Source organism: Klebsiella sp. HN106 (assembly GCF_051209435.1).
In the GTDB taxonomy this organism is placed as follows: domain Bacteria; phylum Pseudomonadota; class Gammaproteobacteria; order Enterobacterales; family Enterobacteriaceae; genus Klebsiella; species Klebsiella oxytoca.
Genome location: NZ_JBLURD010000002.1, coordinates 503041 through 520147 on the forward strand (window position 1 = coordinate 503041; position 17107 = coordinate 520147).

Annotated in this window: 15 protein-coding genes; 11 read left to right on the plus strand and 4 right to left on the minus strand. The window is 55.6% G+C overall.

Annotation, left to right across the window (positions count from 1 at the left end):
• Positions 1-316 precede the first annotated feature (316 nt).
• On the plus strand, positions 317-2566 hold the full coding sequence (locus tag ACSIPU_RS09025; protein ID WP_004100062.1) for a TonB-dependent siderophore receptor: 2250 nt from the start codon (positions 317-319) through the stop codon (positions 2564-2566).
• A gap of 67 nt (positions 2567-2633) precedes the next feature.
• Positions 2634-3257: an enterobactin synthase subunit EntD gene (gene entD, locus ACSIPU_RS09030; protein ID WP_024273893.1), complete on the plus strand. Its 624-nt coding sequence runs from the start codon at positions 2634-2636 to the stop codon at positions 3255-3257.
• A gap of 53 nt (positions 3258-3310) precedes the next feature.
• Here entD and ACSIPU_RS09035 read toward each other — a convergent pair whose 3' ends face one another.
• Both ACSIPU_RS09035 and ACSIPU_RS09040 read right to left on the minus strand, forming a co-directional pair.
• Positions 3311-4246, minus strand: coding sequence for a transketolase family protein (locus ACSIPU_RS09035; RefSeq protein WP_004100059.1), 936 nt, complete (start codon positions 4244-4246; stop codon positions 3311-3313).
• On the minus strand, positions 4239-5069 hold the full coding sequence (locus ACSIPU_RS09040; protein WP_023329422.1) for a transketolase: 831 nt from the start codon (positions 5067-5069) through the stop codon (positions 4239-4241). Before ACSIPU_RS09040 ends, ACSIPU_RS09035 begins: the two co-directional genes overlap by 8 nt.
• Before the next feature lie 364 nt (positions 5070-5433).
• Here ACSIPU_RS09040 and ACSIPU_RS09045 point away from each other — a divergent pair, with 364 nt between their 5' ends.
• The 9 genes from ACSIPU_RS09045 to yqaB all read left to right on the plus strand — a co-directional run bounded on the left by ACSIPU_RS09045 (position 5434) and on the right by yqaB (position 15097).
• Positions 5434-6384 (plus strand): sugar-binding transcriptional regulator, encoded by a 951-nt coding sequence (locus tag ACSIPU_RS09045; protein WP_004100053.1) that lies wholly within the window; start codon positions 5434-5436, stop codon positions 6382-6384.
• A 364-nt stretch (positions 6385-6748) separates the two neighbouring features.
• A complete protein-coding gene (locus tag ACSIPU_RS09050; protein ID WP_196557928.1) occupies positions 6749-8269 on the plus strand; it encodes an FGGY family carbohydrate kinase in 1521 nt (506 codons plus the stop codon).
• Positions 8270-8402: 133 nt separating this feature from the next.
• A complete protein-coding gene (locus tag ACSIPU_RS09055) occupies positions 8403-9338 on the plus strand; it encodes a D-ribose ABC transporter substrate-binding protein (protein ID WP_196557930.1) in 936 nt (311 codons plus the stop codon).
• Between the two features lie 43 nt (positions 9339-9381).
• Positions 9382-10002, plus strand: coding sequence for a DUF2291 family protein (locus ACSIPU_RS09060; protein WP_004100050.1), 621 nt, complete (start codon positions 9382-9384; stop codon positions 10000-10002).
• 1 nt (position 10003) lies between these two features.
• Positions 10004-11548, plus strand: coding sequence for a sugar ABC transporter ATP-binding protein (locus ACSIPU_RS09065; RefSeq protein ID WP_004100049.1), 1545 nt, complete (start codon positions 10004-10006; stop codon positions 11546-11548).
• Between the two features lie 17 nt (positions 11549-11565).
• Complete coding sequence (locus ACSIPU_RS09070) at positions 11566-12621, plus strand: ABC transporter permease (protein WP_004100048.1); 1056 nt, start codon at positions 11566-11568, stop codon at positions 12619-12621.
• Positions 12622-12681: 60 nt separating this feature from the next.
• Positions 12682-13479, plus strand: a complete 798-nt coding sequence (locus ACSIPU_RS09075; RefSeq protein WP_004100047.1) for an SDR family oxidoreductase — start codon at positions 12682-12684, stop codon at positions 13477-13479.
• A gap of 176 nt (positions 13480-13655) precedes the next feature.
• Positions 13656-14441: an SDR family oxidoreductase gene (locus ACSIPU_RS09080; protein WP_049128681.1), complete on the plus strand. Its 786-nt coding sequence runs from the start codon at positions 13656-13658 to the stop codon at positions 14439-14441.
• 74 nt (positions 14442-14515) lie between these two features.
• Positions 14516-15097: a fructose-1-phosphate/6-phosphogluconate phosphatase gene (gene yqaB, locus ACSIPU_RS09085; protein WP_024273891.1), complete on the plus strand. Its 582-nt coding sequence runs from the start codon at positions 14516-14518 to the stop codon at positions 15095-15097.
• Positions 15098-15242: 145 nt separating this feature from the next.
• Here the strand turns inward: yqaB and ACSIPU_RS09090 are convergent, their stop codons facing one another.
• Positions 15243-15395 carry a Hok/Gef family protein gene (locus ACSIPU_RS09090; protein ID WP_004100044.1) on the minus strand — a complete coding sequence of 51 codons (153 nt, stop codon included), beginning with the start codon at positions 15393-15395 and terminating at the stop codon, positions 15243-15245.
• A gap of 222 nt (positions 15396-15617) precedes the next feature.
• Positions 15618-17107 (minus strand): choline BCCT transporter BetT (gene betT, locus ACSIPU_RS09095; protein WP_435321887.1); only part of this gene is annotated, 1490 nt, incomplete at its 5' end.

Sequence of the window (17107 nt, forward strand, 5' to 3'; positions counted from 1 at the left end):
CTTTCAACCCTATGTTTATCGTGACATTTATCAACAAACGCATTAATAAACGCAATATTTATTGATAATATTATTGATAACTATTTTCATTTGCAATAGCGTATTAGCGCGCTGTGGGAAGCGCGTCTTTTAAAAAATAAACATGTCAGAGAGAGCTTATGCAGCGCCGGGACTTTCGGGGAAACAATTTAGCCCGAAAGCCGGGTTCTGGTCAGCGACGGAGTGCCTGTGCTCTCTACCGGCAACATTGATACCGCCTCCCCTCCCGACGGGAAGGGGCCTTTGGGGAAGGCGGCGACGAAAAGCAGGATTTACAATGAATAACAGGATCAAATCCCTGGCCTTGCTGGTCAATCTGGGAATCTACGGGGCTGCTTTTCCGCTAAGCGCGGCGGAAACGGTCTCCGATAGCAAAACCGCAACCGCTGATGAAACCATGGTTGTCACCGCCGCCGAGCAGAACCTTCAGGCGCCTGGCGTATCAACCATCACCGCAGATGAAATTCGTAAACGTCCGCCTGCGCGCGACGTATCTGAAATTATCCGTACCATGCCGGGCGTTAACCTGACCGGCAACTCCACCAGCGGCCAGCGCGGCAACAATCGCCAGATTGATATTCGCGGCATGGGCCCGGAAAACACCCTGATCCTGATTGACGGCAAGCCCGTGACCAGCCGCAACTCCGTACGTTTGGGCTGGCGCGGCGAGCGCGATACCCGCGGCGATACCTCATGGGTTCCGCCGGAGCTGATCGAACGTATTGAAGTCATTCGCGGCCCGGCGGCCGCGCGCTACGGCAACGGCGCGGCGGGCGGCGTGGTCAATATCATCACCAAGAAGAGCGACGGCGAATGGCACGGTTCATGGAATACCTACATGAACGCCCCGGAGCATAAAGACGAAGGTTCGACTAAACGCACCAACTTTAGCCTCAGCGGCCCGCTGGGGGGCGATTTCAGCTTCCGCCTGCTGGGCAACCTCGACAAAACCCAGGCCGATGCCTGGGATATCAACGACGGACATCAATCCGAGCGTACCGGCGCCTATGCCAATACCATGCCTGCCGGGCGTGAAGGGGTGAAAAATAAGAATATTAACGGCGTCGTGCGCTGGGATTTCGCGCCGATGCAGTCGCTGGAGTTTGAATCCGGCTACAGCCGTCAGGGCAACCTCTACGCGGGCGATACGCAGAACACCAATACTAACGATCTGGTGAAAGAGAACTACGGGAAAGAGACGAACCGCCTCTATCGCCAGACTTATTCCGTCACCTGGAACGGCGGCTGGGATAACGGCGTGACCACCAGCAACTGGGCCCAGTACGAACGTACCCGTAACTCGCGTAAAGGCGAAGGTCTGGCGGGCGGCACGGAAGGTATCTTCAACAGCAACCAGTTCAGCGATATCGACCTCGCCGACGTGATGCTGCACAGCGAAGTCAACATCCCTCTGGATCTGGTGTTTAACCAGAACCTGACGCTGGGCTCCGAGTGGAATCAGCAGCGGATGAAGGATTTGGCGTCAAATACCCAGACCTTTATGGGCGGCGATATCGACGGCTATGACAGCACCGGCCGTAGCCCATACTCGAAGGCCGAGATCTTCTCCCTGTTTGCCGAAGACAACGTGGAGCTGACCGACACCACCATGCTGACGCCGGCGCTGCGTTTCGATCATCACACGATCGTCGGCAACAACTGGAGCCCGTCGCTTAACTTGTCTCAGGGTCTGTGGGATGACTTCACGTTAAAAATGGGCATCGCCCGCGCCTATAAAGCGCCGAGCCTGTACCAAACCAACCCGAACTATATTCTCTATAGTAAAGGCCAGGGCTGCTATGCCAGCGGCAACGGTACCGGTTGCTACATGATGGGTAACGATGACCTGAAAGCCGAAACCAGCATCAACAAAGAGATTGGCCTTGAGTTTAAACGCGACGGCTGGCTGGCGGGTGTGACATGGTTCCGTAACGACTACCGCGATAAAATCGAAGCGGGCTACGCGCCGATTTCACAGACGACGAACGGTAAAGTGAAAACCGATATCTATCAGTGGGAAAACGTGCCTAAAGCGGTGGTTGAAGGTCTCGAAGGCACCCTGAACGTGCCGGTCAGCGAAACGGTGAACTGGACCAATAACATCACTTATATGCTGCAAAGTAAAAACAAGAAAACCGGCGATCGTCTGTCGATTATTCCGGAATATACCCTGAACTCCACTCTGAGCTGGCAGATTCAGGAGGATATTTCGGTGCAGTCGACCTTCACCTGGTACGGCAAGCAGCAGCCGAAGAAATATAACTACAAAGGTGAGCCGGCGGTGGGTTCTGAAACGGATGAAGTCAGCCCTTACAGCATCGTTGGCCTGAGCGCCACCTGGGATGTGACGAAAAATGTCAGCCTGACCGGCGGCGTGGATAACGTCTTCGACAAGCGCCACTGGCGCGCGGGTAATGCGCAAACCACCGGTAGCCTGACGGATGTTTCTTATATGGCTGGCGCTGGCGCCAATACCTATAACGAATCAGGCCGCACCTGGTATCTGGGCGTCAATACTCACTTCTGATTGTCCGGCCGTTCCCCCCGCCCTCTTCCCATAGAGGGCGGAGGGGAGAATCTGTTAACATCCCCCTATGCAAACCCAACGTTCTATCATTCAGCTTGCCGATCGCTCGCTGCAGCGTGTCGATTTCGACCCATTGACCTTTCGGCCTGAAGATCTCCTCTGGCTGCCGCACCATGCCCGGCTAACCGGCTGCGCCCGCAAGCGGCAGAGCGAACATCTTGCCGGGCGTATCGCTGCGGTTTATGCGCTGCGGGAAGTCGGTGAAACAGAGGTCCCTGCCATTGGCGACCAACGCCAGCCCCTATGGCCGCACCCGTGGTACGGCAGCATAAGCCACTGTGAACGCAGCGCGCTGGCAGTCGTCTCTGTCCGGCCGATCGGCGTTGATATTGAGCGCATCTTGACTCCTGACCTGGCGGCTGAGCTGGAAAGCTGCATCATCAACAGCGCGGAAAAAAGTCTGCTGGACGCCAGCGGCCTGGGCCCCGAGCTGGCGCTCACGCTGGCATTTTCGGCGAAAGAGAGCGCGTTTAAGGCCAGCCATCCCGACGTACAGGCGGGCGTCGGTTTTAGCGATTTTACGCTGGCGTATATAAAGGAGGGAAATCTGCTTCTTCGGCTCTCCGCCGGGGAGTATCGGCTGCAATGGATTAAGGCCGATGACTACGTCATTACGCTCTGCGCGGCGTAAAAACAAAACCCGCGCGGCAGCCGCACGGGTTATCGGTTTAAGCCGGCGTAAAGTCAGCGCATTTTCTGCGCCAGCCCGGCGACGGAAGCGGCATCGAAACCGTGGTGTTTACGCAGCCAGCCGCGATCTGCCGCCGCCGCATACTCACCATCCGGGATCCCCAGGCGTTTGAGCGGAATTGCCGCCCCGGCCTCAGCCAGCACTTCCGCCACCAGGCTACCCAACCCGCCGTTGACGTTATGCTCCTCCACCGTTATCACCGCCTTGCAGGGTTTCAGCGCCGCCAGCAGCGCGGCGGTATCGCAAGGGCGAATGGACGGCACGCTCACCACTTTAGCCTGAATCCCCGCGTCGGCCAGCATCTGCGCGGCATCGACGATCTCATGCACCGTCGATCCGGTAGCGACCAGAGCGATATCCTCGCCTTCCCGCAGCGTAACGACCGCTCCCGGCACGAAGCGATAGCTTTCATCATGCAGTTCCGGCAGCGCCTTGCCGTCAAGACGAATATAGACCGGCCCCTGATAGCCGATGGCGTAATCGATAATCTGCCGGCATTCGCGCGGCGAAGACGGGGCGAAAATCTGGATATTGCCGAAGCCGCGCATCACCGCCAGGTCATCAATCGCATGATGGGTGCTGGCCAGCGGGCCGTAGCTGGCGCCGGCGTTAAGGCCAAATAGCTTAACGTTGGTGTTGTTATAGCAAACGTCGACTTTAATCTGCTCATTGGCGCGGGAAATCAGGAACGGCGCGGCGTTACAGGTGACCGCCACTTTCCCCCCCAGGGCCAGGCCCGCCGCCGTCCCGACCATGCTCTGCTCAGCGATACCCACGTTCACCAGACGCCCGGGGAACTGTTTAATAAACGGCGCGATTTTGGCCGTTGACGTGGAGTCAGCCACCACCGGCACCAGATCGACACCGCTGTCGACCGCATCAATAAAGGCCTGAACCATCACGCTCGCCAGGTGTTCTGCATTACTCATCTTTCAGTTCCTCCAGTGCCAGTGCAATTTCTTCGCCTTTCGGTACCCGGTGGTGCCACTCCGGGCGCCCCTGGATAAAGGAAATACCGGCACCTTTCGTGGTGTTGGCGATAATAACGTTGGGTTTACCTTCCTGCTTCAGCCCTTCCAGGGTCGCCACCACCGACGCCATGTCGTTACCCTGGCATTCGGTAACCGTCATTCCGAAGGCTTTCCATTTATCGGCCAGCGGATCGGTATTCATAATTTCCCGCGTCGGCCCCGCCAGCTGGAGATTGTTTTTGTCATTAATAATGACGAGGTTATCAAGGCCGTAGTGCGCCGCAGCCAGCGCCGCTTCCCAGTTGCTGCCTTCCGCCAGTTCGCCATCGCCGGTAATTAAAAAGATGCGGCGGGTGCTGTTGCTTTTTTTCGCAGCCAGCGCCAGCCCCACCGCAACAGGCAAACCGTGGCCCAGCGCGCCGGTGTTGAGTTCAATCCCCGGCGTTTTCTGACGAACCGGGTGACCAGGAAGATGAGAATTCGCATGCTGATAGGTTTCCAGCCAGTCAACCGGGAAGAAGCCCGCTTCGGCCAGCACGCAGTAGTAGCAGCCCACCGCATGGCCTTTCGACTGGATGTAGATATCGCGCTGGTCATCATCCACGCGGTCCGGCGCGACGTTCATAATGCGAAAATAGAGCGCAGTGAGCAGTTCAACCTGCGACAGGTCGGCGCCGGTGTGCCCGCCAGCGGGGCTATTGGCATTCAATCTGACGATATGGCGACGTACGGCGCGGGCTTTACGCTCAAGTGCCTGGACATCATAGCTATAGGGATTCATTTAATACCTCTGAATTTATTTTCAACTTGGAATATTTATTCCGTCAGGGACTAAAAAAACCAGACATCCCCAGGCAACGCATCGTAGGGCTCACGCCGCTGCATCATACTCAGGAACATTCTGCCTCCTTACCACCGGGTATCACTTCACCCGGGCACTTTTCAGTTGACCTGAAATCGCCATGAATATATATTCAGTAACGATTCTTTATTCAATTATGCGGCTACTGTTCTGTTTTTGTCCATAACTGATTTTGAGGATTGGCGAAAGTTAGATATTCATCACACTTAAATGTCTTTTCTTTTCGCGTATGATAATGAGCTCTAAGATAATGGCTGCACGTAAATGATTTTCGGGGAAATATATGGCTAAGCAGGATGAACAACGGCTATTAGTTAAGATTGCCACGCTCTACTATCTCGAAGGACGCAAGCAGTCCGACATTGCTCAACTTCTCTCGCTTTCTCAGTCATTTATCTCCCGAGCGATCACCCGCTGCCAGAAAGAGGGCGTGGTGAAAATTAGCGTTGTTCAGCCATCAAATATTTTTCTTAACCTTGAAAAAGGTCTTGAGGATCGTTACGGAATTAAGCAAGCCATCGTGGTGGATACCGAAGAGGATGCCAGCGATCACACCATCAAGCGCGCTATCGGTTCCGCCGCTGCCCACTACCTCGAAACGCGATTACGGCCAAAGGATCTGATTGGCGTCTCTTCGTGGAGTTCCACCATCCGCGCGATGGTGGATGAAGTACACGCCCAAAACCTGAAAGCCAGCGGCGTCATCCAGTTGCTCGGCGGCGTAGGGCCGAACGGCAACGTGCAGGCCACTATTCTCACCCAGACCCTGGCGCAGCATCTGAACTGTGAAGCCTGGCTGCTCCCTTCACAGAGCATTGAAGGATCCACCGAGGAGAAGAATCGTCTTGTTGCCAGTAAAGATGTCGCCGACGTTATTGCCCGCTTTGATGAAGTCGATATCGCAATTGTCGGGATCGGTATTCTTGAACCTTCGCAGCTGCTGAAAACATCCGGCAACTACTATCACGAAGATATGCTGCAGGTGCTGGCGGAACGCGGTGCCGTGGGTGACATTTGCCTGCACTATTACGATAAAAACGGCAGAGCAGTGTTACGCGATGATGAAGATCCTGTTATCGGTATGGCGCTGGAGAAGGTGAAGAAGTGCCCTAACGTGGTGGCCCTGGCCGGCGGCAGCGAGAAGGTCGCGGCTATCAAAGGTGCGCTTTCGGGCGGTTATATCGATGTTCTGATCACCGATTACCCAACGGCCAGACTGCTTATTGCCGGTTAATTTCCTCACTCAAACACTTTCCCACAGCCTTTACGCTTTGCCAGAAGCGTAAAGGTTACGCAAATAAGTCATTACATTTCAATAATATAAAACTCTAAAATCACCTCCTTTCCCACCCATAGCTGAACGCTTCGCCGATCGGATAAGTGTGATTGCCAGCACAATTGATAACTTTTCCAGTAGCCCGACGGGAAGTTTCTGGCTAAGGTATCAAATAAATAATCACTATCGAATATATATTCAGTGATTAAAAAAGTGAAAACGAATTGTCACATCATGCCCTGCCAGGAAGCAATGCGAACAAGAGGAATGCTCACCTTTTGCCCTCCGCACCAGGACGAAGTGTGACTCAGGAGACTACCTAATGCAGGCAACACCTAAAGAGTTCATCATTGCACTGGACGAAGGCACCACGAATGCCAAAGCCGTCGTGCTCGATAGCCGCGGCCAGGTCGTGGTGAAATTCTCCCAGCCGCTGGCGATTCAAACACCGCGTGAGGGCTGGGTTGAGCAGTCGGGAGAAGTGCTGGTAGAGGCGTCACTGGACGTTATTGCGCAAGCGGTTGAACACGTTGGCGCGGAAAACATCGCTGCCTTAGCCATCAGCAATCAGCGCGAGACGGCGATCGGCTGGTATCGCCAGAGCGGTAAGCCGATCAACGCGGCTATCACCTGGCAATGTACCCGCAGCGCTGCGTTTTGCGATGAACTACGCCGCGACGGTACTGAGCAACAAATTAAGGCCGCTACCGGCCTGCCGATTGCCCCCCTGTTCTCTGCTTCAAAAATGCGCTGGCTGCTGGAATCCATTCCTGAGGGTCGCATGCTGGCAGAGCGGGGAGAAATCTGCCTCGGCACTATTGACAGCTGGCTGCTGTGGAACTTAACCCAGGGCGAAGCGTTTCATTGCGATTATTCCAATGCCGCGCGCACGCAGCTACTGAACCTGCAAACCGGCCAGTGGGACGACGAAATGCTGGCGCTATTCCAGATCCCACGCGCCGCGCTGCCGGAGATTAAACCGTCCAGCGGATTATTTGGCTATACCCGCGGGCTGAATAATATTCCTGACGGTATTCCGGTGATGGCGATGGTCGGGGATTCCCACGCCGCGTTGTTTGGCCACGCACTGGGCGAACTCGGCTGTGTTAAAGCCACCTACGGTACGGGGTCATCGGTGATGGCGCCGGTAAAATCCGCACAGTGCGATATCGACGCGCTGGCCACCACCATCGCCTGGCACGACGGCGACAGCATCACCTACGGGCTCGAAGGTAATATTCCCCATACCGGCGACGCCGTGGCGTGGATGGCCGACAGCACCGGGTTAAGCGAGCTTTCGGACACCGAACTGGCTCACGAGCTTAACACCCTTCCCGGCTCCGTGGACTCCACTCTTGGCGTCTATTTTGTACCAGCCTTAACCGGCCTCGGTGCACCGTGGTGGGACGACAGCGCCCGCGGCGTGATTTGCGGTCTGAGCCGCGGCGTCAAGCGCGCCCATCTGATTCGCGCCGCGCTGGAATCCATTACCTATCAAATCGCCGATGTCGTCGTCGCCATGCGCCAGCAGGATGACTTCCATTTAGCGGCTCTGATGGTCGACGGCGGCCCGACCAAAAACGACTGGTTAATGCAGTATCAGGCTGACCTGCTCGGCTGCCCGGTGATGCGCAGCGACGTTGCCGAACTGTCGGCGATTGGCGCAGCCCTCCTTGCGCGCAAGGCCCTGAATCCGGGAACGGTCACCGACCTGAAAGCCTTTTTAACCGAACATAGCGAATTTATTCCCGATATGGCCCGCCACCAGCGCCTGCAGAAGAGATGGCAGGAGTGGCGCCATGCGGTGAACAGAACATTATGGAAACCGGCAACGTCCGCCTGACGCCCACCAGGGAATCGCACGCGTGACGCACCTTACTCATCAACAAAAGGAGACCCCCGGCCCATAAACTCGATTTACAGGCCTTACGTTGTTTCACCGTACCCGACAATAACAACCAAGAGAGAAAATTGTCATGAAATTACGTTTAACGCTTTTAACTGCTGCTACCCTGACCGCCTTTTCTTTTGCCGCTCAGGCCGCAGAAAAAGGCACCATTATGATCATGGTTAACTCGCTGGATAACCCGTATTACGCCTCTGAAGCCAAGGGCGCCAGCGAGAAAGCCAAAGAGCTGGGATATCAAACTACCATTCTGTCCCATGGCGAAGATGTCAAAAAACAGAACGAGCAGATCGATACCGCCATCGGTAAAAAAGTTCAGGGCATTATTCTGGATAACGCCGACTCCACCGCCAGCGTCGCCGCCATTGAAAAAGCGAAGAAAGCGGGTATTCCGGTGGTTTTAATCAACCGTGAAATTCCTGTCGATGATATTGCGCTGGAGCAAATTACCCATAATAACTTCCAGGCCGGTTCTGAAGTCGCCAACGTATTTGTCGAGAAAATGGCGGAGAAAGGCAAATACGCCGAGCTGACCTGTAACCTGGCGGATAATAATTGCGTAACGCGTTCAAAATCTTTCCACCAGGTTATCGACCAGTACCCGGATATGGTCAGCGTCGCTAAGCAGGACGCGAAGGGCACGTTAATCGACGGCAAACGCATTATGGACAGCATCCTGCAGGCGCACCCCGACGTGAAAGGCGTGATTTGCGGCAACGGTCCTGTCGCGCTTGGCGCCATTGCCGCGCTGAAAGCCGCTAATCGCAACGACGTGGTGGTGGTCGGTATCGATGGCAGCAACGATGAGCGCGACGCGGTAAAAGCCGGCACCCTGCAGGCCACCGTGATGCTTCAGGCGCAGGCCATCGCCGCTCAGGGAGTGACCGACCTCGATAACTACCTGCAAAAAGGCGAAAAACCGGCCAGGCAGCGCGTGATGTTCCGCGGCATTCTGATCACCCAGGACAATGCAGACAAAGTTCAGGACTTCAATATCAAATCCTGATTCCAGGTTGTTGCGCCCCTTCCGGGGCGCACAGGAGAGTATTATGTATAAAAAAATCTCGCTGATGCTGGTCGTTGTTGCCCTCGGAGGCTGCCGAATTGTTTCTCAGCAGGAGCTGGCCGACCTGAAATCCCCGCCTAATCCGCATATGGCGGATATCGATCGGACATGGCAAGAGCAGGTCGTTCCTCAGGTTGTGGCCAGGGCCCGCCCCGTTGCCGAGTTAATGACTGCCCTGCGCACGGCGAAAGACATTGATAGCGCCTGCAAAGCGTTAGGTTATCGCGCTCAGGATGAGAACCCGTGCGTGTTCTACGTCAAAGTGGAAGGCAATATCAGCAAAATTGATTCCGCTTCCCGCAGCGGAAAAATGACGATCCAGGATACCAGCGGCAGCAACGTGGTGGTGCAGATTGGCCCGACGCTGCGCGGCACGCTTTTACGCGACGGCTACCAGGGCGCCAGCTATCAGGACTTCAACGATCAGGTGCTGTTTGGTGAATATAGCCGGGCGATTAACGAACATGCGGTCAAAATGATCCAGACGGCGCAGGTTAAAACCGGTGAAGCGGTGCAGGTATATGGCGTGTTCTCGGCCTGGGATATTCCGCAGACCGTTCCTGATATTACGCCGGCAAAAATTGTTCGTTTGGGAGGACAATAAAATGCAGCGGCAAGAACTCGTCAATTCCCAACCAGTCGAATCTGAAGTTATTATCGAAACCCGTGAATTATCGCGCGTTTATCCCGGCGTCGTTGCCTTAGATAACGTCAATTACCGGGTCTATCGAAATAAAGTAAACGTTCTGATCGGTGAAAATGGTGCGGGTAAATCCACCATGATGAAAATGCTTGCTGGCGTTGAAACACCCTCCTCCGGTCAAATTATTCTTGATGGCGTTCCGGTTACCCTGAGCTCGACTCACCAGGCCGAAAAGCAGGGAATCAGCATCATTTTCCAGGAATTAAATTTATTTCCGAATATGAACGTCATGGATAATATTTTCATGGCTAACGAGTTCTTTCAAAAAGGAAAGATCAACGAAAAATATCAATACGAGTTAGCCAAAAAATTACTCGAGAGGCTGGAGCTCAACGTCGACCCTTATACCCAGCTCGGCGAGCTCGGTATTGGCCATCAGCAGCTGGTCGAAATTGCGCGCGCGCTTTCAAAAGACACCCGGGTATTAATTATGGATGAGCCCACCTCCGCGCTCAGCCAGTCGGAAGTCAAAATCCTGTTTAACGTTATTGAACAGCTTAAACGTCGCGGCGTCACCATTATCTATATTTCCCACCGCCTCGAAGAACTGATGGAAATTGGCGACCACATCACCATTTTCCGCGACGGACGCTTTATCAGTGAACGCGAGGTCAGCGACGCCAGTATCCCGTGGATTATCGAACAGATGGTCGGCGATAAGAAAAAACATTTCGACTACCGGCCCGCGCCGAAAGGCGAAGCGGTCCTTGCCGTTGAAGGTTTAACGGCGCTGCACCCGAGCGGCGGCTATAAGCTCAACGACGTGACCTTCACCTTAAGTAAGGGAGAGGTGATCGGCATCTATGGCCTGCTCGGCGCCGGACGCACGGAGCTGTTTAAAGGCCTGGTCGGATTAATGCCTTGCCAAAGCGGTAACGTCCATCTCAACGGCGAAAATATCGAAAAGTCCCCGTTCCAGGCGCGGCTGAAAAAAGGGCTGGCGCTGGTTCCCGAAGACCGCCAGGGAGAAGGCGTGGTGCAGATGATGTCGATTCAATCGAATATGACCCTCTCTGATTTCAGCCTTCAGGGCTTTCGTCGGGCGTGGAAATGGCTGAATCCGCAGAAAGAAATCACCTGCGTCAAAGAGATGATCCGCGAACTGGCGATCAAGGTCAGCGACCCCGATCTGCCCATCACCTCGCTCAGCGGCGGCAATCAACAAAAAGTGGTACTCGGTAAGGCGTTGATGACCAGGCCCGAAGTGGTGTTTCTCGATGAGCCCACTCGCGGTATCGACGTCGGCGCGAAAACTGACGTGTATCACCTGATCGGCAAAATGGCCCAACAGGGTCTGGCGGTGATGTTCTCTTCATCGGAGCTGGATGAAGTCATGGCGCTGGCGGATCGCATTCTGGTGATGGCCGATGGCCGGATTACCGCCGATTTACCGCGCCATGCGGTTACCCGCGAAAAATTGATCGCGGCTTCAACACCTCAAGATTAATCAGGCTGGAACCCATCATGAACCAGAAATATATGATTTATATGTACCTGCTGAAGGCAAGAACGTTTATCGCTCTGCTGCTGGTTATCGCATTCTTCAGCGTGATGGTACCGAATTTCCTGACCACATCTAACCTGCTGATTATGACCCAGCACGTGGCCATCACCGGCCTGCTGGCCATCGGCATGACGCTGGTTATCCTGACCGGCGGTATCGACCTTTCCGTCGGCGCCGTCGCCGGGATCTGCGGTATGGTTGCCGGGGCGCTCTTAACCAACGGTCTGCCCTTATGGAACGGCAGCGTTATCTTTTTCAACGTGCCGGAGGTGATCCTCTGCGTGGCGCTCTTCGGCGTGCTGGTTGGCTTTGTTAACGGCGCGGTAATTACCCGCTTCGGCGTGGCGCCCTTTATCTGCACCCTGGGCATGATGTATGTCGCCAGAGGCTCGGCGCTGCTGTTCAACGACGGCAGTACCTATCCGAACCTCAACGGCATGGAAGCGCTGGGCAATACCGGCTTCTCCACTCTCGGCTCCGGGACGCTGATGGGCATCTATCTGCCTATCTGGCTGATGATCGGCTTCCTGCTGCTGGGCTACTGGCTGACCACCAAAACCCCGCTGGGCCGCTATATCTACGCAATCGGCGGTAATGAATCCGCCGCTCGCCTGGCCGGCGTGCCTATCGTCAAAGCAAAAATCTTCGTTTACGCCTTCTCCGGCCTGTGCTCCGCATTCGTTGGCCTCATCGTCGCGTCACAGCTGCAAACCGCGCACCCGATGACCGGCAATATGTTCGAAATGGACGCCATCGGCGCCACCGTGCTCGGCGGAACCGCGCTGGCAGGCGGTCGCGGCCGGGTTACCGGGTCAATCATCGGCGCATTCGTCATCGTCTTCCTCGCCGACGGCATGGTGATGATGGGGGTCAGCGATTTCTGGCAAATGGTCATTAAAGGCGTCGTTATCGTCACCGCCGTCGTCGTCGACCAGTTCCAGCAGAAACTGCAGAACAAAGTCATCCTGATGCGCCGCCATGAGGAGAAGCTGGCTGCGGCAGGAGCCACCAGTTAATCACCTATTTATTACCCCGCCGGACGCACTGCCGTCCGGCTTCAATAAGGGATGAAAAACATGCAAAGAAATTTCCAGAACAAAACGGTTGTGATCACCGGCGCCTGCCGCGGAATTGGTGCAGGTATCGCCGAGCGCTTCGCGCGCGATGGTGCGAATCTGGTGATGGTCTCTAACGCCGAGCGCGTCCATGAAACGGCGGAAACCTTACGCCAGCGCTATCAGGCCGATATCCTGTCGTTACAGGTTGATGTGACCGACGAAGCGCAGGTGCAGTCGCTGTACGAGCAGGCTGCAGCGCGTTTTGGCACCATCGATGTCTCTATCCAGAACGCAGGCGTGATCACCATCGACTATTACGATCGCATGCCGAAAGCCGACTTTGAAAAAGTGCTCGCCGTTAACACCACCGGCGTCTGGCTGTGCTGCCGCGAAGCCGCTAAATACATGGTTAAGCAGAACCACGGCAGCCTGATCAATACCTCTTCCGGCCAGGGTCGACAGGGTTTTATCTACACCCCGCACTATGCCGCCAGCAAAATGGGCGTCATCGGCATCACCCAAAGCCTGGCGCACGAGCTGGCGCCGTGGAATATCACCGTTAACGCCTTCTGTCCGGGCATTATTGAAAGCGAAATGTGGGATTACAACGACCGCGTCTGGGGCGAGATCCTCAGCACCGAGCAGAAGCGCTACGGTAAGGGCGAGCTAATGGCGGAGTGGGTCGAAGGCATTCCAATGAAGCGCGCCGGCAAACCGGAAGACGTTGCCGGGCTGGTGGCGTTTCTCGCCTCCGACGACGCGCGCTACCTCACCGGGCAGACCATCAATATCGATGGCGGCTTGATTATGTCGTAATGCCGCCAGCCTGGCATTTTTCAGGTCAGGCTACACAAATCATCTCCCGGAGGAGGTGCTGCGCACCTGTCCGGGCTACCCGACACAAGCCCCGTAGCCCGGACAGGCGCAACGCGCCGCCTCCGGGAACGCCAACACCGGGCATGCTAAAGAATATTTTTTAGAGAGAAATAACTATGATCGCAAAAGATTTTGCCCAACAGCTATTTAATCTGCAGGACCGCGTAGCCTTTGTCACCGGCGCGGGCAGCGGCATCGGCCAGATGATTGCTTACGGACTCGCCAGCGCGGGGGCCCGGGTCGTTTGCTTCGATCTACGTGAAGACGGCGGCCTTGCTGAAACCGTCAAAAATATTGAGGCGATCGGCGGCGAAGCCTGTTTTTACACCGGCGATGTTCGTCAGCTTAGCGACCTACGCGCCGGCGTCGCGCTGGCGAAAAGCCGCTTTGGCCGCCTTGATGTCGCCGTAAACGCCGCCGGGATTGCTAATGCCAATCCGGCGCTGGAAATGGAAACCGAGCAGTGGCAGCGGGTTATCGATATTAACCTTACCGGCGTGTGGAACTCCTGTAAGGCGGAAGCCGAACTGATGCAGGAATCCGGCGGCGGCTCGATTATTAATATCGCTTCCATGTCCGGCATTATTGTTAACCGCGGCCTCGATCAGGCGCACTACAACTGCTCGAAAGCGGGCGTGATCCACCTGTCGAAAAGCCTCGCGATGGAGTGGATCGGCAAAGGGATCCGCGTTAACTCCATCAGCCCAGGCTACACCGCCACGCCGATGAACACCCGCCCTGAGATGGTTCATCAGACCCGCGAGTTCGAAAGCCAGACGCCGATCCAGCGCATGGCGAAGGTTGAAGAGATGGCCGGTCCGGCGCTGTTCCTTGCCAGCGACGCGGCATCATTCTGTACCGGGGTTGATCTGGTTGTCGATGGCGGCTTTGTCTGCTGGTAAGACGGTATAACAATGCGGGGAGCCTTCTCCGCATTTCCCTCCCTGACGATGATCACAGCACACAGGCAATCATTATGTATCGCCACTATCAGGCCCTGATTTTTGATATGGATGGCACGCTTTTTGACACCGAACCTTTGCACCGCAAAGCGTGGCTGAGCGTATTCGCTGCCGACAATATCACCATTTCTGAAGAGGAGCTGATTCCGTTCAATGGTTCAGCGCCCTGGCAGGTGGCCAGCCAGCTTGTGGCCTTAAAAGGATTACGAGCCGATCCGTTCTCCCTGGCCGAGCGTAAAAAACAGGCGATCGAGAACTTGCTACAGACGGTCGATATTCAGCTTTTACCGGCCATGAAGATTTTACAGCAGTGGCAGGGCAAAATTCCCCTGGCGCTGGGAACCGGAAGCGAACGTAGCACCGTTGATATACTGCTTGCACGCTTTCAATTAACTCAGCATTTCGCCGCTATCGTCTCCGCTGACCGGGTTAAAAATCATAAACCCGCCGCCGACACTTTTTTATTATGTGCCAGCGAGCTTAAGGTTCAGCCTGAACGCTGCCTGGTTTTTGAAGACTCACGATTTGGTATTGAAGCCGCAAAAAATGCAGGTATGGACGTGGTCGACGTCAATACTCTGACGCCTGCCAGATAAGCATTATGCAGGGTGGCGGCGCTTTTGCTTTTAACCGGTCTCTGTTCTCTCGCCGTCCATCCTGCTCCCGGATCAGCAGAAAAAAGGTGCCTTAAGGTTCCTTACCCAGCCTGCGGATAAGCGGGGATAGCTCCCCGCATACCGGCTACTTCTTCGTTTCGTAAGCGAGAACGGCCTTGAACTCCATACTACGTTCTTTGATGCTCAGCTCGCACAGCGAGTCGTGCACCATTAACGTCAATCCCAGCGCTGTCAGACACAGCACGATGATTGCCACCAGGGCGTATTTTGTCAGCATCTCGTTGCCTCCATGCGAAGAAGAGGCTACTATCCAACGTGCTAGGGTTGGATCGTGAGCCTCAGGTTGATGGGAACATCTCCTGGGGCTTCGTCTTTCTGAATCCTCACCTAAGCCTGAACGCAGAAAGCCTCAGGCACCCGCCGCCATCATACGCTTCCCTGCGCTTTTCACTGTATATTTAACCAGCTGCAATCCTTTTTCAGAAAACGTTTAGATAGCCTACATTCCGGGGAAGGTCACGCTGTTGCCCGGCGCTTCGCGATGCAGGTGGATAAAGTTCAAATGACGCTCGTACTGGTCAAGAATATCGGTAATGACCTGCTCTTTGCTGTAGTCCATCAGGTCGTTGCCCTGACTCCCTTCCAGCAGGAAGGTCTCCAGACGATAGTAGGTCGACTTCCCGCTGCGCGCCCGGTAGGTAAAGCCGGGAATGGAGTACTGCTGCGGCCAGATCTGATAAACAAAGTTCTGCTCGTCGCCCATATGCACCAGCAGGTCGAGATGGCCCAGGTTGTCCCCCTCTTCCGGCGGCAGGCTTTTCAGCTCGACGTAGGCGCCGCGCAGCTTCAGCTCCTGCGCCACCTCTTCCATCGCCGGGAAGCACACCGTCTCCATCATCTGGCGGGTATAGCGCGTGCCGGGATAGTTCATCAGCCGCGACAGGCGCTTCTTCCAGCTCAGGCGATCCTGCACGCCCAGCGGTCGCGGGGCGGTGTCGCGGTTGGCGCTCTCGCGGCGATAATCCTCAACCTTCAGCGACTTATATAACCCCGCCATCACGAAGAAGATCACGAAGCTAAACGGCAGCCCCATAATCACCGTCGCGTTCTGCAGGGCAGAAATGCCGTTAGTCATCAGCATCCCCAGGGTCAGCAGGCCGATAACCACCGACCAGAAGATCCGCAGCCAGTTTGGCGCATCGCTGTTGATATCCTTCAGCTTCGAGGTGAAGTTACCCAGCACCAGCGCCCCGGAATCCGCGGAGGTCACGTAAAACAGCAGGCCGGTAATCGTCGCCACCGAAGCGCTAAAGGTAAACGCCGGATACTGCGCCAGCAGGTTATAGAAGCCGCGCTCCGGGTGGGCGACCGCCTCGGCGGCGAAGGCCGCATTGCCGTGGATGATTTCATACAGCGCGCTATTGCCGAACACCGACAGCCACAGCAGCGTAAAGGTGAACGGGATAATCAGCGTTCCCACCACAAACTGACGAATGGTGCGCCCGCGTGAAATACGCGCCAGGAACAGGCCGACAAACGGCGACCACGCCACCCACCACGCCCAGAAGAACAGGGTCCAGTTGTTCATCCACTCGACCGGACGATCGAAGGCGAAGCTGTTGAGGGTCATGCCCATAAAACGATTCACATAGTCGCCAACATTGAGCACCAGCGCGTTGAGCAGAAACTCGGTGTCGCCCATAAACAGGATAAACAGGATCAGCCCGAGGGCCAGCACCACGTTAAGCTCGGAAAGGATACGAATGCCTTTATCCACCCCGGAGGTCACGGAGATGGTGGCGATAATGACCGACAGCACGATCAGCGCCGCTTTCGCGCCCAGCGAGTCCGGAATATCAAACAGCACGCTGAGGCCGTAGTTTAGCTGCACCACGCCAATCCCGAGGGTGGTGGCGATACCAAAAATGGTGCCGATAACGGCGGCGATATCCACGCTGTGGCCGATTGGGCCATTAATCTTTTTGCCGA

Bases quoted from the DNA above. Each gene is read 5' to 3' on its own strand.
- ACSIPU_RS09025 (WP_004100062.1), top strand. From the start codon at position 317: ATGAATAACAGGATCAAATCCCTGGCCTTGCTGGTCAATCTGGGAATC.
- entD (WP_024273893.1), top strand. From the start codon at position 2,634: ATGCAAACCCAACGTTCTATCATTCAGCTTGCCGATCGCTCGCTGCAG.
- ACSIPU_RS09035 (WP_004100059.1), bottom strand. From the start codon at position 4,246: ATGAGTAATGCAGAACACCTGGCGAGCGTGATGGTTCAGGCCTTTATT.
- ACSIPU_RS09040 (WP_023329422.1), bottom strand. From the start codon at position 5,069: ATGAATCCCTATAGCTATGATGTCCAGGCACTTGAGCGTAAAGCCCGC.
- ACSIPU_RS09045 (WP_004100053.1), top strand. From the start codon at position 5,434: ATGGCTAAGCAGGATGAACAACGGCTATTAGTTAAGATTGCCACGCTC.
- ACSIPU_RS09050 (WP_196557928.1), top strand. From the start codon at position 6,749: ATGCAGGCAACACCTAAAGAGTTCATCATTGCACTGGACGAAGGCACC.
- ACSIPU_RS09055 (WP_196557930.1), top strand. From the start codon at position 8,403: ATGAAATTACGTTTAACGCTTTTAACTGCTGCTACCCTGACCGCCTTT.
- ACSIPU_RS09060 (WP_004100050.1), top strand. From the start codon at position 9,382: ATGTATAAAAAAATCTCGCTGATGCTGGTCGTTGTTGCCCTCGGAGGC.
- ACSIPU_RS09065 (WP_004100049.1), top strand. From the start codon at position 10,004: ATGCAGCGGCAAGAACTCGTCAATTCCCAACCAGTCGAATCTGAAGTT.
- ACSIPU_RS09070 (WP_004100048.1), top strand. From the start codon at position 11,566: ATGAACCAGAAATATATGATTTATATGTACCTGCTGAAGGCAAGAACG.
- ACSIPU_RS09075 (WP_004100047.1), top strand. From the start codon at position 12,682: ATGCAAAGAAATTTCCAGAACAAAACGGTTGTGATCACCGGCGCCTGC.
- ACSIPU_RS09080 (WP_049128681.1), top strand. From the start codon at position 13,656: ATGATCGCAAAAGATTTTGCCCAACAGCTATTTAATCTGCAGGACCGC.
- yqaB (WP_024273891.1), top strand. From the start codon at position 14,516: ATGTATCGCCACTATCAGGCCCTGATTTTTGATATGGATGGCACGCTT.
- ACSIPU_RS09090 (WP_004100044.1), bottom strand. From the start codon at position 15,395: ATGCTGACAAAATACGCCCTGGTGGCAATCATCGTGCTGTGTCTGACA.